This window comes from Paenibacillus sp. FSL P4-0184, from assembly GCF_038004625.1.
GTDB lineage: Bacteria > Bacillota > Bacilli > Paenibacillales > Paenibacillaceae > Paenibacillus_AQ.
On the sequence record NZ_JBBORN010000001.1, the window covers coordinates 2,257,200 to 2,280,515 of the forward strand.

A 23,316-nucleotide genomic window follows, 5' to 3' on the forward strand; every position below is an offset into this window, starting at 1 on the left:
AAAGCGAAAGCTTTCAAAATCAAAAAAAAGGTTAAAGAACCCGTACTAGGTTCCTTAACCTCTCTTCAGATATGAATAGTATTTTCTACCAGAATTCTGAAAAGTATGCGAAACCCACTGACAAGAGATGTTATGAAAGTTACAATTTTTATTGGCATTTGAAATAATGACTGTTATATTTGAAAATACTATGTGTTATAAGCTTAGCAACTTGGTATCGACAGAATGGAGAGGCGGAATTACATGCAACAATTTTTAGATAGTATGATTAGCGTAACAAATGATTTTTTGTGGTCGAAAATATTGGTGATCCTTCTTATTGCTTGTGGACTTTATTTCACCGTAAGATCGAAATTTGTACAGTTTGGTATGTTCAAAGAAATGTTTCGGGTTCTTAAAGGATCCAATGAAAGGTCAAAAGATAGTATTTCATCCTTCCAGGCCTTCTGCATTAGTATGGCGGCGAGGGTAGGAACAGGTAATATAACGGGAATCGCAATTGCTATTGCCATAGGTGGTCCAGGGGCTATTTTCTGGATGTGGGTGATTGCCATTATTGGATCAGCGTCCGGTTTTATAGAAAGCACTTTGGCACAGGTATATAAAGTGAAGGATAAGACCGGATTTCGCGGTGGGCCTGCCTATTATATGGAGAAAGGCCTGAACAAGCGCTGGATGGGTGCGATATTTGCGGTTCTGATTACATTATCCTTCGGGCTTGTATTTAACGCGGTCCAATCGAATACGGTCACAGTGGCCTTTGAGAATTCATTTGGCACCAATCGGGCCATTCTTGGGCTTGTAATGGCTGCTGCCTTTGCACTGGTTATCTTTGGCGGTGTTAAGCGTATCGCAAGAATGTCCGAATATATTGTAGTGGTAATGGCAGGAATCTACATTGGGGCTGCTCTTATTATTATGCTGATTAATATTACAGAACTCCCAGGAGTTTTCGCACTCATTGTGAAAAGTGCCTTCGGATTTGAACAAGTCGCTGGTGGCTCTCTTGGTGCAGTAATTCTACAGGGCGTGAAGCGTGGTTTGTTCTCTAACGAAGCGGGTATGGGTAGTGCGCCTAATGCTGCGGCAACGGCAACTACGAGTCATCCGGTGAAGCAAGGGCTAATGCAAGCGCTAGGCGTACTCACAGATACGTTACTTATTTGTTCGAGTACGGCGTTCATTATCTTGTTGTCTGATGCCTATAAGCAGCCAGGGCTGGACGGAATCAAGCTGACACAAGCCGCATTAAGCGAGCATATTGGTTCGTGGGCATCCGGATCACTAGCGATTATGATTTTTTTGTTTGCTTTCAGCACGTTAATTGGAAATTATTATTACGGTGAAACCAATATAGAATTTTTGAATTCCAACAAAAAGGTATTACTATTCTATAGATACAGTGTTTTGGCAATGATTATTTTTGGTTCCGTAGCAAAGGTTCAATTGGTATGGGATTTGGCCGACTTATTTATGGGCTTCATGGTTATCGTGAATTTGATTGCCATCCTGCTATTATCTAAAGTGGCCTTTGCCGCCTTGAAGGATTATAAAAAGCAGAAACGTGAAGGGAAGGATCCTGTTTTCTATAAAGACAGCATTCCGGGGCTCGAGAACGTTGAAGGTTGGGACAATTCTTCAGATATAAAAAGATAGAAATGTATTTGAAGGGCTCAGGAAACTGAGCTCTTTTTGCTGTCAGATTACAAAAACGAGCCTTTAGAATTGCTTCTAAGGCTCGTTTTGCGTACAGTATTTTAAATTAGTCCTGCTTAATTTAGTTTATCCTGCAGCCCAAACATCTAATTCGATTTTCAATTCAGGTAAACCTAATCCTTTAACATAAGCAATGGTCATTGAAGGAGGCGTCATCCCGAATACTTTATTCCAAATTCCATAGAAATGATCCCAATCGATTTCTTCTGTGGCCCAAATGTTGATTTTGATTACGTTATCGGGAGTCAACTTTTGAGAAGAGAGGACTTCCACAATATTACTCATCGTATTTGTTACTTGTTGATTAAAATCTGTAGGGATATTATTGTTTTGATCGATTCCAATTTGACCAGAAAATACATACATTTCAGCGTTTCTGCTTATTTTTGTTACATGACTGTAGTTACCAACGGGTTTCGCAATATTTTCTGGATTATATCTTGTGATCACATTATTATTTAAGTTCATTTTTATGAAGTCTCCTTTAAATAGAAGATACATAACGATAGCTAGGTTATATATCTCCACTGTTTTTTAGTTTTAATTTTTGACAGACTTATCCTATCAATCATTAATTCTAGAAAAAAACAGCAGTAGAATACCCAATACCAAAAGATAAATATTTTAGGGATCTCTTTTTCATTAGGTATTCCTCCTTCATATTTAAAGTAAGATAACTTCATCAGAATGATAACATTAATCCATGTGCGACGGCAACTTTACCTCCTCCAGCACAACATGACTAGGGTCTTTTTTTGCTGTATTTTATGAAAAATCCAATGCTTTTTTTGAAAAAAAGCAAAAGACACTTACATTAACGGATATTATATTGTTATAATTACAAACAGACCGGTTGGTATGTTTGGGGGGTACGTAATTATGGATACAAAATCACTAATGATTGAGAAGGCGACACTCCTTTTTCAACAAAAAGGTTACAAGAGTGTAGGCGTTAGTGAAATTTTAAAAGCTTGTGATGTTACCAAAGGTGCGCTCTATCATCATTTTCCAAATGGAAAAGAAGAACTATTAATTGCTTGTCTAAAGAGCCTAAAGGAAGCAATAACAATAGATATGGAGGACATTTTCAAAAAGCATTCTTCTACGCAAGAGGCCACGCAATTCATGCTTAATAAGTTAATTCACAACTTGGAAACCGAGGGCAAGCTTACAGGCTATACATTTAGCAGTATTGTCAGTGAAATGGCTACGGTCAGTGAGCCTGTCCGCCAAGCATGTAACTCACTTTATGAGAACATTCAGACTATTTACTACACGAAGCTTGCAACTGAAGGCTTCTCGAATGAACTAGCTTCTGATATTGCTTTATTGATGACAACCTCGATTGAGGGTGCGATCATGCTGTGTCAAACGCAGCGATCTACTGCACCTTTAAAGACTATTGCGAAACTATTACCGACAATTTTGAAAGGAAGAACATCATGAATCTAGAAACAAGATTACCGAGAAACGGCAAAGAGGGGGCATTATACGGTGCAATTATTTGTACACTAACCGTTCTATTTATGTCTTCATTAAATATCATTTTAGCGGTTGGAGAATTCAATGGGGAAGTTGCTTTATCGATCCTTAAGGTGTTTCCGATCATTTGGGTCATTGTTATGATTATAGAGCCTGTTGTTATTGGGCGTATCGCAGAAAATCTGACAGCTAAATTCACACAACCTAGCGATAGCTTCAACGCCAAAATTCTATTTCGTATTCTTTTCACCGTACTAGGAATGTCATTTGTGATGACCTTTATTGGAGACATTATCGGAAACGGATTGAGTTCTGAAACGTTTAATCACTTCTTAGCGAATTGGCCAAGAAATTTCCTAATTGTACTGATCGCTGAAAGTATAGTGATCCAACCTTTTGCACGATTTGTGATGGTAAAGCTACATGCTTCTCAGGATAAAAAGAAGTCAAGCGCCGCTGGTATAACTGTAAATGGATTATCGGAACAAAACTCATAACATAAATATGCTCTCAGGTGATGCGTTTCGTTTGAGAGCTTTTCTATTACCGTATATAATGATATTTTAGTTGAATCATTGAAACCCTCCTATATAACAAAGAAAACTTAACAATGAAAGGTAATATCGAACATGATGATCTATAGTCGTCTTGCCATAATGATGCCCCCATTTCCCTAGCTAGGCTCATATTCTTGTTGTTGTTCGAGGATATAAGCTTGTAGGAGGGCGAATTTAATATGAAAAAATATGCAGCACCATCTTTACTTTTAATGATTGTTCTTGTGGCTTTTCCGCAAATTAGTGAGACGATCTACACTCCATCGTTGCCGGATATTGCGGTAGTACTTGGGGTCTCTAATAGTTCTGTACAGTTAACATTAAGTATATATTTTATCGGATTTGCTTTAGGTGTTTTGTGTTGGGGTTGGCTCTCTGATTTCATCGGACGGAGACCTGCCATGCTGGGTGGCCTCATTGTATATGGTATTGGAAGCTTGATGTGTTTTTACTCGGAATCCATTACTCTACTTCTGGTCAGCCGTTTCATTCAAGCATTTGGAGCTGCAACTGGCTCTATCATTACGCAAACCATTCTTCGGGAGAGTGTATCCGGGAATAAGCGGCATGCTATGTTTGCCCAAATCTCGGCGGTGATTGCTTTTACTCCAGCAGTAGGGCCGCTTATTGGCGGATGGGTGGATCAAGCTTTTGGTTTTCGAGCGGTTTTCTTTACATTAGTGATGATGAGTGTGTTGTTATTTGTGTATGCTTTTTGGAAGCTGCCAGAAACGACTGATGTTTCCGTGAGAAAAAAGGTGGCTATTCTACCTATCGTTAAAAGAATGCTCTCATTGCCACGTGTACTAGTGTTTGGGTTACTGATCGGGGGCATCAATGGAGTTTTATTTAGCTACTATGCGGAAGCACCCTTTATATTTATTGAACACTTTAACATTTCACCGGGAGTATATGGTTTTCTAGGCATTGTTGTGGCTTTGGCATCGATAGTGGGAGCAATGATGTCCAAGAGATTATTGAGTCTCTATGCCGCAGAAAAAATAATTCACATCGGCTGTCTAGTGATGACCAGTGGGGCTTTGCTATTAACAATCGTAAGCAGCCTTGCCTCGTTGCCGAATATGATGTTGATGGTATGCATTCTAATAACCCTTTTTGTCATGTTAATGGGGGCCGGTATCGCTTTACCTAATTGTCTAAGTCTTGCGCTTGTCAATTTTCAGGATGTTGTGGGAACAGCAGGTGCGATCTTCAGTTTGGGATATTACTTATTAGTTAGTTTGGCGACATGGGGAATGAGCGCCCTGCATAATGGTTCATTACTGACGATGCCCATCTATTTCTTAGGGATTAGCGGCGGAATGTGGTTATTAAGTAAAAAGTTTATTGTAGCGGAATAGAATTTACTTCTTAGTTATTTGATTAGAAGGAGATATGGAACGGGGTATCCATAACTGAATGGCAGTCTGGAACTTTTTGAGTTCCGGACTGCTTTTTATTTGTTAGTCTACTTCCGGTACAATGACTTGGATATGACGAGGGAGAACACTTAGCGTAATTGGTAGAATCGGACCTTCTTCACCATCCACATTGGTTCTTACGGCTTCTGGAGAGCTCACAGTCACATTTTGGGCCGTGAAATAGACAACGTCTTTATGATCCTTAAGGCTGCCAAGTAGTAAAGAAATACTGGCTGTAATGGTATTGAGTATACTGAGGTCTTGAATAATAAAACAGTGAAGCAGACCATCGTCAACCGCAGCATCAGGTATCAGATTCTCGAATCCGCCAACGGAGTTGGTTAACACGGCGAGAAAAAGCGGGGAATCGCCTTGCCATGTCTTCTCGTCATAATGAATGACAAGAGGGTGGGGGGAAGTGCTTGTAAGTTGTTTTAGGCCTTCTTTCAAATATGCCAATGAGCCGAGCTTGGTTTTCTCTTCGATTGAAACGGAGGATAAAGATCCGGCGATTGAACCTACAGCAACAACATTTCCGAATAAGCGGTCATTCAAGCAACCAATATCTACTGTCTTTACGTTAGAGGAAGCAAGGGTTTGAATGGCTATTTCGGGATTCAATGGAATCTGTAACGCGCGGGCAAAATCATTAATCGTTCCTAAAGGGACTACACCTAACTTTGGGTGTTGTTTCTGATTCATAAGACCATTAATGGTCTCGTGAAGCGTGCCATCTCCGCCAATGGAGACGACTAGATCGTAACACTCCTCACAGGCAGTGATACAATAACGAGTTGCATCTAGCTCTTTTGCCGTCTCCTTAATCGTAACCAAGTAGCCTTGATCAGCTAGAACTCTTTCTGCATATCTGACATATTCGCCAGCTTCTTCTTTACCAGATGAGGGGTTAATAATAATCATAGCTTGCCGCATGGGGATTATCCTCTCTTGTTCAATCTAATAGCCTATTAGATGATTACCCCAAAGTGGTATAGCAGAAATCATAACAACCTAAAAAAAGGTGAGCAAGAACGACTTAAGTCGTCTTACTCACCTCTTTTTTAAACTATAAGAAAGTATAAGTTTCACACGATACTTTCTTATATTTCTCGTTTATGCTTATTAATAGACCTTGTCACCATTAAAAATGGAATTCTTAACGATAACATAATCTACTTTACGAATGGCTTCCAATTTATTGCCTCCAGCATAAGAAATCGAGGACTGAAGATCTTGCTCCATCTCTCTCAAAGTTTCTGCTAAAGCACCTTTGTGCTCGACAACAATTTTTTTGCCCTCAACATTCTTCTTTTCACCTTTTTGGTATTCAGAAGCGGAGCCGAAGTACTCTTTATACAGCTTTCCATCGATCTCGATGGTATCACCAGGAGATTCTTCATGCCCAGCAAATAGGGAACCGATCATGACCATGGAAGCACCAAATCTAATGGACTTGGCGATATCACCGTGTGTCCGAATGCCTCCGTCAGCGATAATAGGCTTACTTGCAGCCTTGGCACACAAGCGTAGTGCGGCTAATTGCCAGCCACCTGTTCCGAATCCTGTCTTAATCTTCGTGATACATACTTTCCCTGGTCCAATTCCCACTTTAGTAGCGTCGGCCCCAGCGTTCTCTAATTCTCTAACGCCTTCAGGAGTTCCCACATTTCCAGCAATAACGAAACTAGCAGGTAAATACTGTTTAATATGCTTGATCATTCGAATGACAGCCTCGGAATGACCATGTGCAATATCGATCGTAATGAATTCCGGAATCAACTGTTCGTTAGCTAATTGTTCAACGAAATCATATTCTTCTTCTTTGACTCCGACACTAATGGATGCGATTAATCCGCGGGAGTGCATGTCCTTGATGAAAGACGTACGCTTCTCTGGTTCAAAACGATGCATAATGTAGAAGTAGCCATTTTGGGCTAAGAAGCTGGCGATCTTCTCATCTATGATGGTTTGCATATTTGCAGGTACCACAGGTAATTTAAAAGTATGACCACCTAAGGTGACTGTTGTATCACACTCAGAACGGCTATTTACGATACATTTTGCAGGAATTAACTGAATATCTTCATAATCGAATACTTTTTTCATTATATACACCTCTAAATGCGAACATTATAGTATTTTGGTTTGATTATTGTTCGTCCACTTTGTAATGTACAGCATTCCGAACAAGAAGTCAAAATTCTAGTACATTATGGTGTAAATTGGACTTAATTATACGACGATTTGGTGTACGGCTTATGATACATGTAAAAAAGCAGATTATTCATAACGAACCAAAGAAATTTAGATAACGTAAATTTAAGAACTGCTCTAAACTTTAGTTATGGAAGCTCTTACATTAGAAAAAGAACAGGGAGGTCTCACCGTGAAAAAATTTAGTATTCTACTTCTCACCGCCGCCACTTTACTCTCGATGACACTTGCAGGTTGTGGCAATGAGAATAATGCTCCAGCAGCTAATCAAGGGGAAAAGAAAGACAAGGTGAAAATCAGAATTGCGTACTGGAACAAAGAGGATAGTGTTAAGACCCTTCTTGATCTGGTAAAAGAAAAGCTACCGAACATTGAACTGGAGTATCAATTTATTGATAACAAGCAGTATCAAAATATTATTGAAACACAGCTAACGGCTGGGGCAGGTCCAGACATTATTTCTACTAATCCTTATACGGCATCAAGATATGCAAAACTCGGCTACATCAAAGATATTTCTGAACTGGCAGATCGTTATAACGACGGTGGCAAGAATGTATATTCAGTAGATGGTAAATTATATGCGCTTCCGGGAATCAGCTGGTTCGAAGGGATGTTCTATAATAAAGAAATTTTTGAAAAGTTGAATCTAAAAGTGCCTACAACCTTTGACGAAGAGCTAGCGCTCCATGAGACATTGAAACAAAACGGAATCACACCTCAGGCGATGGGCGCTAAATCATGGGAGCCTATGATGAAATCCTCCATGGGTCTAGTAATGAATGATTTCTTGTCCAAGTCTGAGAATAAAGATTTCGATGTACAGTACGGTGAAGGTAAGACCAAGCTTGATGGGAACTGGAATACAGCCCTTGAGCAATGGGCGGAATTAATCAAACGCGGATATTTAACGGAGGATATGCTGGGTGTTGATTATGACCAAGCCCTTGATGAATTCGCAACTGGAAAAGCAGCAATGTGGCAGTCTGGACCGTGGGCTGTAGAAGCTATTCAAACGAAAAATCCGAATTTGAAATTTGATATGTTTCCTTTCTATGGATCTGAGCCAGGTGCAGGCTGGCTGATTGGTGGCCCAGGTGTAGGGTTCGCTGCAAATAGTAAGTCAAAGCATCAAGAAGAAATCATGCAGGTCCTAGATTTAATTTCAACGCCTGAAGGGCAACAAGCTTTCTGGAGTGACAACAAGGGTGGAAGCAGCTATTTAAAAGATGTTGAATTCGAAATGCCTGAACAATTTGCAAGTGTAAGTGAAACGTTGAAAGCAGGAAATGTGTATGCACCGTGGAACAACTGGGGCGATGCATCTAATGTAATTGAAGATTACGGTAAGAATTTTCAATATGTGTTGAGTGGAAAAATGACAATTTCGGAAGCACTACAAGCCATCGATAAGAAGACCAATGAACTCATCCAAGGTAAAGCACAATAATGAGCTATAATACTTGCGGCAGCCTGATCGCTGCCCGCAAGTGTTTTACAAGAGAGGTTGAATAATATGAATACGAAAATGAGGTTGCTAAAGAGGGAGATTGATTATCAAATATTGATCCTGCCGGTGCTGATCTTTTACTTACTATTTTGTGTCTATCCCTTTTTCTCGACATTTTACTATAGCTTTACCGACTATTCTAATATGAAATTAGATAATTTAAAGTTTGTAGGATTTGATAATTTTAAGGGCATTTTTAAAAGTGATCTGCTAACGATATCGATTAAGAACTCGATTATCTACGCCATTCTAATGACCGTATTCCAGACTAGCTTCGGCTTAATTCTGGCTGTATTTCTAGATCGGAAACTAAAGACTAAAAATATTTTACGTTCGATGTTCTTCTTGCCTGCGGTATTCAGCCCATTAATTATCGGCTATTTATGGAGCTATATTATGTCTACTTCAGATTTCGGCCTGATTAACCGGGCAATCACTGCGCTGGGATTTGCGAAGATCAATTTTTTAGGCAATCCTGACCTGGCCTTGTATTCAGTAGTTGGAACACAGTTGTGGCAGTGGACCGGGTGGGCGATGGTTATCTTCCTTGCCAATCTGCAATCCATTCCTAAAGATTTATATGAGGCGGCAGAAATCGACGGAGCCAATAGCTGGGGTAAGTTCTGGAGAGTGACTTTGCCACTTATGCAGCCTTCCGTTAACGTTGTGTCGGTCACTGCCATGATCGGTGGGTTAAAAGTATTTGATATTATCTTTGCGCTAACTGAAGGTGGACCGGGAAATTCGACACAAACGATTATGACAGCTTATATCAAGACGGTATTTACAGAAGGATTTTATGCAAAAGGAGCTGCCTTTGGGGTTGTATTCTTCATTGCCGTGATGATCATTACGATGGTGATGATGAGTTTCTTGAAAAAATGGGGTGAACAAACACGATGAATACGAAATGGCTGCGTAAATGGGGGAATCCCTTATTTGAAGTATGTATGATTATTGCTGCCTTAATTACATTTATACCGATTTACTATTTGATTGTAACTACATTTAAGACACCAGATCAGGCAACGCTGTTTCCTTTGTCATTACCTACTACTTTTAACTTCGGCAATTATGCAGAGGCATGGAACACGATGCAATATCCGCGTGTATTTATGAATACGTTGATTGTTACGGTGCTTTCTGTGTTAGGCATTGTCTTGTTCTCATCCATGGCGGCGTATGCTCTGGCGAGAAGAAATCATGCGTTTAATCGCTTCTTGTTCTATTTTTTCTTGGCGGGAATGATGGTTCCTTTCCAAATGGGGCTTGTGAATCTTTATAAATTGATCAATGCGCTTGGTTTAATGGATCATCTAGCTGCCGTTACGGTTGTAAATATCGGTACGGGCAGCATCATTGCCATATTCTTATTTCATAGCTTCTTCCTTAGCTCGGTTCCGATTGAACTGGAAGAAGCCGCATTTATAGACGGTTGTTCGGTTTTCAAAACATTTTGGCTTATCGCATTCCCCTTATTGAAGCCAGTTATAGCGACTGTGGTGATCTTAAGCACGTTGAACGTATGGAACGACTTTATGAATCCACTCCTATTCCTACAATCAAGGGAGAATAACGTCATCCTATTGGAAGTCTTCCGTAATGTCGGACAATTCTCCGTGGACTGGACCAGCCTGTTTCCAATGTTATTGATGGGTGTTGCACCTCTAATGATTTTCTATCTTGCGATGCAAAAATACATTATTAAGGGCGTTGCCGCTGGAGCGCTAAAAGGATAAAAGGAGAATTCGTTCTATGATGCCTCAAAGTGTAGATGTAATGAATGTATTAGCTATGATTGAAAGAGTCATCGGGTCAGAAAAGTCCTCCCAAATTCGCCTGGAATCTATAGCGCCAGATAATGATCAGGATGTATTTGAGTTAGCAAGCGACAGTGACATGGTTGTAATCAAAGGCTCCTCCGGTACTGCTGTAGCATCGGGCTTCCACTGGTATTTAAAGCATACTTGTAAGGCACATTTATCATGGTGTGGTAATCAACTTGAGTTGCCTGAACAATTACCTGGACTACCCGAACCCGTACAGCTCGCGACTCCTTATAAATATCGGTATTATTTGAACTATTGCACCTTCTCCTACTCCATGCCCTTCTGGGATTGGGAGCGTTGGGAGCAAGAAATCGATCAGATGGCGATGAACGGCATTAACTTGGCACTTAGCATTATTGGGCAAGAAGAAGTGTGGAGAAGAACGCTGCTTCGGATAGGTTATGAGGAACAAGAGGTCTCAGAATTTGTATGTGGACCAGCCTTCTTTGCATGGCAGTGGATGCAGAATATGACGTCTTGGGGAGGGCCGTTGCCTGAATGGTGGTTTGAGGATCGAGCCCAATTAGCGAATGCTATTCATCAGAGAATGTTAAGCTTAGGCATTTCGCCTGTGCTGCCGGGCTATAGTGGTATGGTTCCCCGGGATTTTGGTGATAAATTCCCTAGTTCAAGGCCGGTTGATCAAGGTAAATGGTGTAATTTTGATAGGCCTTCACTCTTGCTGGCAGATGATCCGATGTATGCAACAGTGGCTACTGCTTTCTACGAGGAACAGCAAAAGCTATTCGGAACAGATATTCATTTCTATAGCGTAGATCCCTTCCATGAAGGTGGAAATACGGAGGGAATCGACTTAGCAGCCTATGCTGTTGGCGTTCAGTCTGAGATGTTGCGTCATGATCCACAGGCCGTATGGGTGTTTCAAGCTTGGGAGGGCAATCCAAAAAAAGAAATATTACAGAATGTGATCCCGGAGCAGGCGCTGGTGCTTGATTTGTGGTGTGAGTCCCATCCGACTTGGGAGACGAGTGAAGCTTTTCAAGGAATTCCTTGGGTATGGTGTATGATTCAAAATTATGGTGGCAAAAACGGGATGTTCGGCAACTTAGACAGAATTGCACATGACCCCATCACCACCTTGTACAATCCAGAAGCGGGTCATATGAGTGGGATCGGAATGGCTATGGAGGGCATTGAGACTAATCCCGTAATGTACGATCTATTGGTGGACACCGTTTGGCGCTCAGAAGCGACTGATGTTGGGGAATGGCTAGAGAGCTACATCGAACGCCGGTACGGTAAATTCGTTCCAGCAGCACAAGAGGCTTGGGAGCTTCTACGAAAGAGTGTATACAACTGCAATACGATACAGCAGGGTGGGATGGAGTCCTTCATATGTGCACGTCCGTCCTTGGACCTTACCAAAGTATCTAACTGGGGCCCAACAAATGTATATTATGAGCTTGAAGATGTACGTCAAGCCTGCAAGTTCCTATTTAAGTGTTATGAGGAATATAGCGAGTCTGAGACCTATCGATATGACCTTACGGATGTGACACGCCAAACCTTGGCCGATTTGTCCCGAGTATATTATAAACGCTTCACGGATGCTTATCGGGCAGGAGATCAGGCCGCATTCGAAACACAATCAGAACAATTTCTACAGCTGATTCACATGCAGGAACGTCTGCTGCGTACCTATAAACAATTTTTGCTCGGACCGTGGCTTGAAGAGGCTAAGCGTATGGGAAGAACGGAAGAAGAGAAAGAACTGTTTGAATTTAATGCGAGAACACTGGTCACATTGTGGGGTCCAGAGGAATCATCACAGCTTCTACACGAATATTCTCATAGAGAATGGTCTGGCCTAATCGAGAGCTTCTACTTGCCGCGTTGGGAAATGTTTATTTCTTCACTTAGTAAGGCGATGTCTAGTCAGACACCACCAGAACCTATTGATTGGTATGCTTGGGAGTATAAATGGACGCAAGGTCATGAGCTATTTGCGACAGAACCACAAGGATCACTGTATGAAGTGGTGAGCAGCATCATAAATACGATTTCGGAGTTTGGTATAGCAGAGCAAAACGAATGAGCTTCAAGGGAAACAGTGTTCTAGCCAGAAAGTGGCGACGGGGACTGTTTTTCCCGCATTCCTTAAGGCTGTAGAGATTTAGCTTCAGAAAACCATTGAATTCAAGAATGAAGTTGATAAAATTAAGCCATGGAGGGGAGTCCTATCATGTACAGAATGCTAATAGCAGATGACAATAAGTACGAGAGAGATGGCATGAAATACTTGATCTCTAAATATAAACTTCCTTTAGAAATCAGCGAGGCCAGAAATGGCAAGGAAGCGCTGCAGATTATTGAACAACAAGAATTCGATCTTTTATTGACCGATATTAAAATGCCCTTTATGGATGGGTTGCAGTTAGTGAAGGCGGCTCGGGAAATCTGTCCAAATCTGAAAATCATCCTTCTCAGCGGTCATAGTGAGTTCGAATATGCCAGAGCGGCTATTCCATTGAAAGTGCTCCATTATTTATTAAAACCCGTTGAAGCAGAAGCGTTACGCAGCGTTCTGTCTGAGGTCGTAGAACAATGTGAGCAAGAAGAATCCCAGAATCACAACGTAAATTTGAAACCGTATACAGGGGCGAGTGCACCCTCCAAATCAGAAGCAGATGGAAGCCGTTCGGCAGACAGTGAATATGGTAAGCGAGCTGTGGATGAATTGATCCGTATCATCGAGACCAAATATAATCAGGATCTAAGCCTGGAATATTTAGCGGCGAGTGTTCATCTGTCGGGCAGCTATCTTAGTCATATTTTTAAGAAAAGAACGGGTACAAGTGTGGTGAAATATATCAATCAATATCGCATGGAAAAAGCGAAAGAATTCCTAGACCAAAGCAACTATAAAATTAACGATGTATATAAAATGGTAGGCTATTCGGATTTTTCGTATTTCGGTGTTTCCTTTAAACAGCATTTCGGACTTACACCGACACAGTATCGGGAAAAGGTTCGTTCGTTGTGAGAGCGATACTGACGTTTTTCCGGGATAGAAAGCTCAAACATAAACTGCTGGCCTCCTATCTTGTCGTGATCATTATCCCTATCTTAGTATTGGGAGTCTATTCTTACCGGATGGCCGAATCTTATTTGAAGCAGCAGTTGATGCTCGGTATGAAGAATACGGTAGAACAAATTTCGCTTAACTTGGAACAGACCTTTGAGAAACAGAGCAATTTTATTGATTTCATGGTATTCAACCCGATTATCAAAAAAATTATGGGCTATGAATTAGGCGATATTATAAGTTACACCAAGGAACTCAATGAAAACATTGAGCCGACACTTTGGTACTATACGAATATTAATATGGAGTTAAAAGAAGTTAACTTCTATTCAGAATATACAGGCAAGCAGATCGGAAACTTTATCTATTCCAGTGAGCAGGTTCGAGATTTAGATTGGTATCAGTCCGCGAAGATGAGCAATCAGACGGAGTGGAACTATGACGAGGATATCTTATTTGTAACTCATAATATTATGAAGAGTAATAATACAACCTTTGCTGGTGTGCTGTACGTGAGGCTGGATAAGGATCGAATATTTGAGAAAATGGATGAGCTGAACACAAAGAGTGACTATGGCATTATTATTACGGATCGCAATCAACAAGTGGTCTATTCGAGTGCTAGTAGCGGGGTTGGAGAAGAGAAGGTCGCAGATCATATTGTAGGTGCGAGTTCAGGACAAATCAATATCGGACATAAGGAATATTCCTTGGTCAAAAGTGATATCGAACGCCCCGGATGGACGCTTTATTATTATACACCTGTAAGAAGTATGATTGTGGATACTAGCAGTATTCTAAAAGCGATGGTGTCCATCATTGTGGTGTGTATTTTAATCCTTTTACTGATTATATGGATATTCACAAAAACGTTAGTTCAACCTATTTATAAGCTGAAAAAGAAAATAAGAGTTGTGGAGGATGGCGACTTCGATATCCTGATTCAATCCAATTCTAAAGACGAAATCGGGGATCTTACCAACAGCTTTGCTAGCATGGTTCGTAGGATAAAGGAATTGATCGGGCAAGTCTATCAATCGGGAATTCAGGAGAAAGAAGCAGAATTGAAGGCGCTCCAAGCACAGATTAGTCCTCATTTTCTATACAATACGCTTTCTATTATTAATTGGAGGGCGGTTCAAGTGGAGGCAGAGGATATTAGCTTGGTGGTCAATGCACTTTCGAAATTTTATAGAACCAGTCTGAACAATGGAAAGCAATTGACGAGCATCCGAGATGAAATCCTTAATATCCGAGCCTATATCGATATTCAGTTGGCTATGCATGATGATCAGCTCTTCGATGTCACTTATCATATTGAGGAAGAGCTGTATCCCTATCAGACAATTAACTTTATTTTGCAGCCGATTGTTGAGAATGCGATTAAACATGGTATCGATGAAAAAGAAGATGGCAAAGGCATGCTCACCATTGAAGCTTATACTTATAAAGACGATATTCGGTTTGTGGTAAGTGACAATGGGAAAGGGATGGATCAGGAGCAAATCGAGCAGTTGTTATATTCTAACGGAACAGGCTACGGTCTGAAGAATGTTCATGAACGAATTAAACTTTATTATGGAGACGCATATGGCATTTCTATCGAAAGTGAACTGAATGTAGGGACAAGAATATGTATAGATATTAACAAAAGGCCATCCCTATAGGGATGGCCTTTCTTTCTTCTATTACATCTGAAAAAGCTTGTAAGCAATATATGCTGCAACGACCCAAATGATAATCGCAGAGATCTTATTAATGATCAGCATGATTTTGCCGCTTGAATCTATTTGTCCTACGGTCTTTCCTGCTACAGCAAGCCCAAAGAACCAAATCCAAGAAACAAGGATAGTCGAAACGGCGAATGTAACTTTGTCTATGCCAGTGTAACTAAGGGAGCTGGTGCCGATAACCCCAATCGTATCCATGATCGCGTGTGGATTTAATAAAGAAACGGAAATCGCAAATAAGATCTGTTTTTTTGAAGATAGAGGTGCTGCGTCTTGGGATGAAGAGGTAGGTGTGCTTCTCCAGATGGACCATCCCATATACAAAAGGAATACAAGTCCCACAGCAAATAAAGTGGTCTGCAGAACAGGGATGGCAAACACAAGAACGGAAACACCTAACACGGCTAATAAAATAAGAAGGGTGTCACATAAAGCGGCCGTAATAATAACTGGGATGGCTTTTTTAAACTGTGGCTGTGAGGCTCCTTGGTTAAATACAAAAACATTTTGTGCGCCAAGCGGAAGAATTAATCCAAAGGCTAAGGCGATCCCGTGAAGTAGTGCGGCTAACATAGTTGTGTCCTCCGGTGTTGAGTAATGCGTTATAAAATTTGCTTTTGAATATGGTGCTCCATATGTTCTAGATAGTCTTGAATTCCTGCGGTAATTTAATCACCCATTCGTTTAATGAATCGATTACGTGCTGTAATCTTGTTGTCCCTTAAAAAAGGTAGTAAAGTAACATGATACATACTATTTATGGAAAGAAAGGTTGATATTTTTTGAAAAAAGGAATATTTACAGGTCTTCTTGCGCTCTTGCTGATTACCGCCAGTACGCTATCTTTTAATGTTGTAGAGGCCGCTGGAACAGTAACGAAATTACCTAGCCCCCAATGGAGTCAGCTGAATGTTGTGGGAGCTTTAGAAAGCATAGAAGGGGGTCCCGTGGAGGTTCCATCATTAAATACAGTGTATCTCCACACTAAGGAAGAGCATGCTACCCAAACTAAGGTATGGTTGGTTGATACGCTGAAATCTTATGATACAAAGACAGGGAAGCTAAAGTGGTCAGTTAATTTTGCAGACCCTGGCACAGCGATGTTTCGTGAATCGAAAGATTATTTAGTGGCGCCGGATGGAACGGTATACATAACCTTTACAGATAATCTTTCACCTGACGCAACTCAGATCTATGCGGTGGGACCAGACGGAAAACGGAAATGGAAAGTGAATTTGTCTCAGACAGAGGGATACTTATATAGAATTGATAACGGGAGTTTAGTCTTTGCATCCCAAGGTAACTTTGATAACAATGGGAATTATACCGGGTCACTAACTTTAATTAATAAAAGTGGTACCAAAGTAAAAAATATTTCTTATAAAGGAACGGTATTGGCGCAAGGAAATCGTGTCTTAATTCAAACGAATTACGGTGGTGGGAAAGGCTCACGTATCCAGGCACTCGATTCTTCCTTAAATTCAGTGTTTACATATCAAATGCCAGCCGATTCGTACACTGAAGTGTCTTACAATCAGGTGCTTTCCGATGGAACAGTATTAATCCGTACTAATATACCAAAGACAGGGAATCGGTTATTCGGATTCAACTCTAAAGGTAATCTACTGTGGGGAAGAGATATCGCAGGTGATGCTGTCGTATCCTCACTTGGTGAAGTTTATGGGGTTTATGCCAATGGCAAGCTGTCTCTATATAATGTCAAAGGATTGGTTAAGTCGGTAGTTCTTAAAGATGAGACAGAATTTTTTGTATCGTTGGACCGATTACAGGATGGTAATATTGAGCTTGGCTTCCCGGGTTCCGCCACATACGTTTTAAATCCTAAAACGCTCGCAGTAGATTATACTTTTAAGCTGAAGGATGATTTTAATTTCAACTATGTAGGCAATGGCGTGGGGTATGTAATGACAGACAATGGATTTTCACGAATTAAGTTTTAATTTCAGAAATCGATTAGGATTGATCAAGGGATGCTGCCCCTAAAGGGATGGTATCTTTTTTTCTATTCTGTAATTACACCCCTAACATAAATGTCATCCCATCTCATGACCTTTTGTAACTAGTAAGACCTCAGGGGGTTACACTATAATAAGGGTCTAGTCAGCAGAATTTATAGGGGGCAATGTCTTGTTTAATCTGGTCAAACAGTGGTTCTGGTACGATTGGCTCGTCCTCCTGTTTCGGATTTGTTTTTCTACTTCTTTTATAGTTACGATGTGTTACCTCTCGGAGGATTTTACGATTCCTTTCTGGATCGTGTTTGTTTGGGGTGTGATCTCTTTTTCAGTGCCTTGGTTTTGTTTGCAGCTGCATTATAAGTATTATCTGATGGCGGAGATCCTCCTTTCAGGTGGTCTATGCTTATATTTGGCTGCTCTGTTTCCTGATTCGTATGTAACTTTTCTGCCAATTGCTTTTATGATTGCCAGCAATAGTGCACAGAAGTCCTATCGTTGGTCAGCTCCGATCACGGTGATCTTTATTCCAATAATGCTATCTAGATTGTCACAACAAATGGATGCTATATCGATGATTGTGAACTTTGGCTTGGTGTATACGATTGGCTTCGCTTTTCACTTGCTGGTGGTGAATCATAAGCAGAACGGGATTATTAAGAACCAGAATGCTGTCCTGGAGCAGTATATCTCACAAGTCGAGCGTATGACCCTTCTGGAGGAAAGAGATCGATTATCCAAAGATTTGCATGACACTGTCGGGCATTCTTATACTTCCATTCTTATGGGGCTAGAGACTTTACGTACGGAGGTGAATACCTCTGAAGGAGAGCAAAAGATAGATTCCTTATTAAAGCTAACTCGCAATGGCTTGGATGATGTGCGTAAATATTTGCACCATGTGGGCTCTTCGCAGGATTCATTGACGCTTATGCAGTCCCTGCAGAAATTAGTAGATGATTTCCAGACCTTTTCGAAGGTTAAGGTTCGTCTAAGAACGTTCGGAGAGGCTTATACAATATCCAAGCAGGCTAAAATGACCTTATATAGATGTTTGCAAGAGTCGATAACCAACGCTGTTCGTCATGGTCAAGCCAGTGAAATTGTCATCACCCTGCATTACGAAGAGAAGTTAATTCGACTGGAAGTGCAGGATAATGGATTAGGCACTGAAGATTTAAAAGCAGGATTTGGTGTGAACGCGATGAAGGAACGTGCTTCTAACCTGCAAGGCCAAGTGTATCTCTACTCTAAGTCAGGGGAAGGAACCTTAGTGACCTGTAGTTTACCAAGGCTTGAAGAGATACAGGAGGAAATGATTCGCTTATTGCTGGTCGATGATCAACCTTATATCCGGGATAGTCTGCGAATTATTTTAGAGCAGCAGCCCGATTTTGAGATCATTGGGTTAGCTGAGAATGGTGAACAAGCAGTAGGCTTCTGTGAGCAGGAACAGCCTCATGTGGTACTGATGGACTTAAATATGCCTGACATGGACGGTGCGGAAGCAACGAAGCTTATTAAGCAAAAGTGGCCAGGAGTACGAGTGCTGATCCTGACTACTTTTCAAGAAACAGATTTGGCAGTCGAAGCACTGCAAAACGGGGCAGATGGCTACTTGTTAAAGTCTACTGAACCGCAGGAGCTATTCGAAGGGATACGTCTCGTACATCGGGGTGTGAAGATGATAACACCAGCTATTACGAATGTATTAATTGATCATTATGAGATGCATCCAACTTCTGAAGCGCAGACTGAGCAGAGTAATGAGTATGGGCTGACCCCGCGCGAGCTGGAAATTCTAGAATGCCTGTCAAAGGGCATGCGTTATAAATCCATTGCAGCTAAATTGTATTTGTCTGATGGAACGGTGAGAAATTACGCTTCTACCATCTATGCTAAGCTGGGTGTACGGAATCGCGAAGAGGCTGTTGAGAAAGCCTTTGGCACTTTGGAATAACTAAAACCGAATGATCTGAAATTGTAGAGCGAGCACCTTGTTGTCTATTTTCCCTTGTGGGAGTAGGCGAAAGGTGCTTTTTTGTATGAAAAAACTGTCATATGACATTATGGCACTGGTCGATTTTACATCAGGAGCATTAGCATAAGAGCTGCGTAGATGAACAAATTTTTAGTGCAGAGAGGAAGAGGAGAATATGAGTCAAATGATCCGGAAGCATGTGAGGAATTTCTGTTTCTTATTAATTACTTTTGCCACAGGGCTATTTTACTTTTGCTTTTATTTGGTAGGCATCACTTTTGGGGTCGCGATGTCCTTCACCATAGTAGGGATTCCGATCCTTTATTATGTTTTGCGTTCTACCGAAACCTTTTTACAACATGAGCGAATTCGAACGAAAGTCTATACGGATATCTCCGTTCGGACGCTTCCAACTCGATCTCAAGAAGAAGGAAACATATGGGAAAAGGTTAAGGTGGAGTTGTCCGATGAGCATAACTGGAGAGCAATTATAGGGTTGATGCTGCAACTTGGAATTGGAATGCTCAGTCTCATATGTGCAACTCTTTTTTACTTGTCCCCTATTATTCTCTTGTTGTCACCTATCTTGTATTTCATCGATATCTCTTCTATATCGTTATTCGGGATTGAAAATAAAACACTCAACACCTCACTTCTGTTCATGCTGTTAGGCGCGGTATCTCTTTGGATAGGTGCTTATCTTGGCAACAGTTTAGTAAAGATGATCGGCAGGTATACGCGGCGTTTAGTGAAAGACTTTGCTAGAAGATAAACTTTTACACGAAAGAAGGAAGATTAATGGTAGCCTCAGTTTCATTTATAAAATTATTCTCGCAATCTCTTTGGATGATGTGGGAGAACCTATTTGCTATTGTCACCAAATTCCGCAGCCAGTCCGTGTGGAGATACGGGATATGTAAATTGGTCGTGTTAAAGTATCACGGTGAAAGTATAGTCTGCCAAGATGGACATCAGATTCTTCCCGGAGATTGGGTGGGGGAGCTTCATCTGGATAATCGTCAGGTAGTGCAGCTTACGCGTACCCTGGGCGCTGATCGGGCCGGAATTCGAACTGCACGTATGCTTCGCGAGGCCATGAAGGAGATTAGTCGTGAACTAGATAGCAATCCAGAACTAAGCAAAGTGCAGGCGCTAACGGGGATTACGCTACTTCACCGGGGGATCATTCATGGAATAGGGTTTGAGCAGCATCCTATCAAGTCCAAATGGCAGCGGCGATGGTTCGGAATCTATCTTCGGTTCTTACTTCGGATGCTGCATCCGGAGGGGAAACATCGCGTTGAGGACAGCACGGAGAAGTTGTCTCCTAAGATGCTCGTGCTTAGTAAGCAGTCTTTGAAAGCGCGGTTTGCTCCTCGAAGGAAAGAGGCGGTTTCCTAATGTGGACGCTCCTTATTTTAGCTATAGATGCGATTATTCTTTATATGATTGTTCCGTTTGTGATTACTCGAATATTGGGATGGGGAGTTGTATCCAGAGGAAATGCCGCGAAGGAAGTTGCCTTTACTTTCGATGACGGACCAGATCCATGCTATACCCCTGAATTATTGGACTTGCTGCATGAACATGACGTTAAGGCAACTTTTTTCGTATTAGGCAAAAGGGCTGAGCAATTCCCGGATTTAATCCAGCGAATGCACCGTGAAGGACATCAGATCGGCATTCATAATTATACACATACGCCTAACTGGATTTACTCTCCATGGACGAATAGACGGAAGCAAGTAGATCGAACAGCTGATATTGTCGAGCGGATTACAGGAGAGCGGCCTATCTTGTATCGACCACCATGGGGGCTCCTTAATTTAGGTGATCTTGTCTTTCTTAGACGTTCTTATCGGGTAGTGTTGTGGTCTGTAATGGTGGGAGACTGGAAGGCGTCTGTTAGCGCAGCCCAAATAAAGCATGACTTATTGAAAAAGATAAAACCCGGTTCTATCATCGTTCTGCACGACAATGGTGATACACCGGGGGCAGATCGAGAAGCACCGCTGAACATGATCACCGGACTGGAAGAGGTCTTAAAGGAGATTTCTAGAAGGGGGCTGAAGAGCCAGCGAGTGGATGAGCTACTGAACAAGGAAGCTAGTTGCATTGGAGAAGCTAGGTCCTGCGTCAAACATCACGGTCAGATTAATCTGTAGCTATGGATGACATGATGTCACTAGATTGGAAGGGAATTCAGACATTGAAGAAGAAAACCGTTCGAACCATCGTTATGACCGTTTCTGTAGTATACATGGTGTTAATTTTTGCAGGTCTATGTATGTACACATTTTCTAAGTTTAATGAAATTCTCAGTCATGAAGTTGAACAAAAGCTTAACTATAAGGTGGAGCTTACTTCTACTAAACTGAATAGTCGATTGTCGAATGATTTCGAGAAGAGCTTGGCTGAAATGAGTGAGGAGGATGCAGGTTATTATTTTGTCATAGATAAAGCTGGTCGATATGTAGCAAGCCAGAACCCTAAGCACGATATAGGTAAAGCTATATTTGATGAACCGGACATACAGTTGCAAAAGGTTGGTCAGGTCATAGCAGAATCTACGGGAACTAGTGGTACGGAGGACTCGAAGAATGTTTATGCTTTTACAAGGATCGGCGATACAGATTACAAGCTAGTGCTGGTGATGTCTGTAGAACAGATCTTGGAGCCAATGATGAACAACCAATTTTTAATTATTGGCGGTTTTGTTATCGCTTTGATTATTTTTATTGTCTTACTCTTCATTATCTTAACCCGACTTATTGTACGACCGCTGCGAAGAATCAATGAGCATGTAATGGAGCTTGTTGAACACGGAGGCGATCTGACTAAGAAGCTGGACATGAAGCGTAATGATGAGATTGGGATGTTGGCGTATTCCATGAATCAGTTTCTGGATAACATTCGGGCCATCGTCGGGAATGTCACTTCACAGGCCAATCATCTGAATGAAAATGCAGAAATACTTCAAGTTTCAGCAGAGCAGACAAATGAGACATCCAAGCAAATAACCACGATTATTACGGATATGGCTGTGAGGTCGACGGAGCAAGCAGAACATGTGCGGCAAGTACTCACGATGATGGAACGGACAGGGGAAATCTCTGAGGAAATTATGCAGGAAACGGTAAAGACAGTTCACGATTCCAATCATTTAATAAAAGCGGTGCAAACTGGCCAGCGTGCAAACCGGGCATCTGTAGATCACTTGGAAACTATGGTTAGTTCCATTGAGCGCTCAACAGAAACCATTGCACAGCTGAACAGCCGATCCAGCCAAATCGGTGAGATCATTAACGTGATTTCCGAATTGGCTAGTCAGACGAATCTACTCGCGCTAAATGCAGCCATTGAAGCGGCCCGCGCTGGAGAGCAAGGGAAAGGTTTTGCAGTAGTTGCAGGAGAGATCCGTAAGCTTGCTGAAGGTTCCGAAAGAGCAGCCGAGCAGATTGCCGAGCTTGTTGGCGCAATTCAAGCGGATACGAATGCAGCGGTCAGAACGATGGAATCGAGTCAACAAGTGGTCAATCAACAGAATGATTTAGTATTACAAGGGCAACAATCTCTGGAGGAAATCGTTCAGAAGGTTGATCTAACAACCCAAAGCACGCTGCGCATTCAAGGCATATTTGGTGAGTTGTCTACAATGTCACATCAATCATTGAAGGCTCTAGTGCAATCTTCGCAGCTCATTGATCAGTCGGCATCGTCCTCACAGGAAGTAGCGGCTTCCACGGAGGAGCAACTTGCGACTATCGATGAGATGACGACCAAACTTAGAGAACTCAGCGAGTTATCTGTATTTTTAAAGTTAGAAGTTGGGATATTTACGATATAGTCTTATG

The 23,316-nt window shown here is 41.4% G+C and carries 20 protein-coding genes; 16 read left to right on the forward strand and 4 right to left on the reverse strand.

Annotated elements, in window-relative coordinates; translation table 11 throughout:
- Nucleotides 1-243: 243 nt before the first annotated feature.
- Entirely contained in the window at nucleotides 244-1,656 is a 1,413-nt protein-coding gene (locus MKY52_RS09770; RefSeq protein ID WP_076284987.1) for an alanine/glycine:cation symporter family protein, read from the forward strand.
- Nucleotides 1,657-1,782: 126 nt separating this feature from the next.
- Here MKY52_RS09770 and MKY52_RS09775 read toward each other — a convergent pair whose 3' ends face one another.
- Entirely contained in the window at nucleotides 1,783-2,184 is a 402-nt protein-coding gene (locus tag MKY52_RS09775; protein ID WP_341051111.1) for a RidA family protein, read from the reverse strand.
- A gap of 411 nt (nucleotides 2,185-2,595) precedes the next feature.
- On the opposite strand from MKY52_RS09775, the gene MKY52_RS09780 reads away from it, so the two are divergent.
- The 3 genes from MKY52_RS09780 to MKY52_RS09790 all read left to right on the forward strand — a co-directional run bounded on the left by MKY52_RS09780 (nucleotide 2,596) and on the right by MKY52_RS09790 (nucleotide 5,116).
- Nucleotides 2,596-3,162, forward strand: a complete 567-nt coding sequence (locus MKY52_RS09780) for a TetR/AcrR family transcriptional regulator (protein ID WP_076284985.1) — start codon at nucleotides 2,596-2,598, stop codon at nucleotides 3,160-3,162.
- A complete protein-coding gene (locus MKY52_RS09785) occupies nucleotides 3,159-3,695 on the forward strand; it encodes a DUF2798 domain-containing protein (protein WP_341051113.1) in 537 nt (178 codons plus the stop codon). Before MKY52_RS09780 ends, MKY52_RS09785 begins: the two co-directional genes overlap by 4 nt.
- A 239-nt stretch (nucleotides 3,696-3,934) precedes the next feature.
- Nucleotides 3,935-5,116, forward strand: coding sequence for a multidrug effflux MFS transporter (locus MKY52_RS09790; protein WP_341051115.1), 1,182 nt, complete (start codon nucleotides 3,935-3,937; stop codon nucleotides 5,114-5,116).
- Nucleotides 5,117-5,218: 102 nt separating this feature from the next.
- Here MKY52_RS09790 and MKY52_RS09795 read toward each other — a convergent pair whose 3' ends face one another.
- Both MKY52_RS09795 and guaC read right to left on the reverse strand, forming a co-directional pair.
- On the reverse strand, nucleotides 5,219-6,109 hold the full coding sequence (locus MKY52_RS09795; RefSeq protein ID WP_341051117.1) for a diacylglycerol/lipid kinase family protein: 891 nt from the start codon (nucleotides 6,107-6,109) through the stop codon (nucleotides 5,219-5,221).
- 189 nt (nucleotides 6,110-6,298) lie between these two features.
- On the reverse strand, nucleotides 6,299-7,282 hold the full coding sequence (guaC, locus tag MKY52_RS09800) for a GMP reductase (RefSeq protein ID WP_076284982.1): 984 nt from the start codon (nucleotides 7,280-7,282) through the stop codon (nucleotides 6,299-6,301).
- 280 nt (nucleotides 7,283-7,562) lie between these two features.
- Between guaC and MKY52_RS09805 the strand changes: the two genes are divergently transcribed.
- The 6 genes from MKY52_RS09805 (at nucleotide 7,563) to MKY52_RS09830 (ending at nucleotide 15,442) form a co-directional block, all read left to right on the forward strand.
- Nucleotides 7,563-8,840, forward strand: a complete 1,278-nt coding sequence (locus MKY52_RS09805) for an ABC transporter substrate-binding protein (RefSeq protein ID WP_341051119.1) — start codon at nucleotides 7,563-7,565, stop codon at nucleotides 8,838-8,840.
- Between the two features lie 66 nt (nucleotides 8,841-8,906).
- Nucleotides 8,907-9,803 carry a carbohydrate ABC transporter permease gene (locus MKY52_RS09810; protein ID WP_341051121.1) on the forward strand — a complete coding sequence of 299 codons (897 nt, stop codon included), beginning with the start codon at nucleotides 8,907-8,909 and terminating at the stop codon, nucleotides 9,801-9,803.
- Nucleotides 9,800-10,639 carry a carbohydrate ABC transporter permease gene (locus tag MKY52_RS09815; protein ID WP_339318320.1) on the forward strand — a complete coding sequence of 280 codons (840 nt, stop codon included), beginning with the start codon at nucleotides 9,800-9,802 and terminating at the stop codon, nucleotides 10,637-10,639. Before MKY52_RS09810 ends, MKY52_RS09815 begins: the two co-directional genes overlap by 4 nt.
- A gap of 16 nt (nucleotides 10,640-10,655) precedes the next feature.
- Nucleotides 10,656-12,785: an alpha-N-acetylglucosaminidase gene (locus tag MKY52_RS09820; RefSeq protein WP_341051123.1), complete on the forward strand. Its 2,130-nt coding sequence runs from the start codon at nucleotides 10,656-10,658 to the stop codon at nucleotides 12,783-12,785.
- A gap of 147 nt (nucleotides 12,786-12,932) precedes the next feature.
- The gene (locus MKY52_RS09825) at nucleotides 12,933-13,733 is read left to right on the forward strand and encodes a response regulator transcription factor (protein WP_341051125.1); all 801 of its coding nucleotides are present in this window, start codon (nucleotides 12,933-12,935) and stop codon (nucleotides 13,731-13,733) included.
- The gene (locus tag MKY52_RS09830; protein ID WP_341051126.1) at nucleotides 13,730-15,442 is read left to right on the forward strand and encodes a sensor histidine kinase; all 1,713 of its coding nucleotides are present in this window, start codon (nucleotides 13,730-13,732) and stop codon (nucleotides 15,440-15,442) included. The genes MKY52_RS09825 and MKY52_RS09830 overlap by 4 nt, the downstream gene beginning before the upstream one ends.
- Nucleotides 15,443-15,463: 21 nt before the next feature.
- Here the strand turns inward: MKY52_RS09830 and MKY52_RS09835 are convergent, their stop codons facing one another.
- A complete protein-coding gene (locus MKY52_RS09835; protein WP_341051128.1) occupies nucleotides 15,464-16,078 on the reverse strand; it encodes a LysE/ArgO family amino acid transporter in 615 nt (204 codons plus the stop codon).
- 209 nt (nucleotides 16,079-16,287) lie between these two features.
- Here MKY52_RS09835 and MKY52_RS09840 point away from each other — a divergent pair, with 209 nt between their 5' ends.
- The 6 genes from MKY52_RS09840 to MKY52_RS09865 all read left to right on the forward strand — a co-directional run bounded on the left by MKY52_RS09840 (nucleotide 16,288) and on the right by MKY52_RS09865 (nucleotide 23,309).
- Nucleotides 16,288-17,466: a hypothetical protein gene (locus tag MKY52_RS09840; protein ID WP_341051130.1), complete on the forward strand. Its 1,179-nt coding sequence runs from the start codon at nucleotides 16,288-16,290 to the stop codon at nucleotides 17,464-17,466.
- A gap of 187 nt (nucleotides 17,467-17,653) precedes the next feature.
- Nucleotides 17,654-19,441, forward strand: a complete 1,788-nt coding sequence (locus tag MKY52_RS09845; protein WP_341051131.1) for a hybrid sensor histidine kinase/response regulator transcription factor — start codon at nucleotides 17,654-17,656, stop codon at nucleotides 19,439-19,441.
- 196 nt (nucleotides 19,442-19,637) lie between these two features.
- Nucleotides 19,638-20,234 (forward strand): sensor domain-containing protein, encoded by a 597-nt coding sequence (locus MKY52_RS09850; RefSeq protein WP_341051133.1) that lies wholly within the window; start codon nucleotides 19,638-19,640, stop codon nucleotides 20,232-20,234.
- Between the two features lie 26 nt (nucleotides 20,235-20,260).
- A complete protein-coding gene (locus MKY52_RS09855; RefSeq protein ID WP_042192898.1) occupies nucleotides 20,261-20,863 on the forward strand; it encodes a YkoP family protein in 603 nt (200 codons plus the stop codon).
- Nucleotides 20,863-21,627 (forward strand): polysaccharide deacetylase family protein, encoded by a 765-nt coding sequence (locus tag MKY52_RS09860; protein WP_341051134.1) that lies wholly within the window; start codon nucleotides 20,863-20,865, stop codon nucleotides 21,625-21,627. Before MKY52_RS09855 ends, MKY52_RS09860 begins: the two co-directional genes overlap by 1 nt.
- Before the next feature lie 44 nt (nucleotides 21,628-21,671).
- Nucleotides 21,672-23,309, forward strand: a complete 1,638-nt coding sequence (locus MKY52_RS09865; protein WP_341051137.1) for a methyl-accepting chemotaxis protein — start codon at nucleotides 21,672-21,674, stop codon at nucleotides 23,307-23,309.
- Nucleotides 23,310-23,316: the final 7 nt, after the last annotated feature.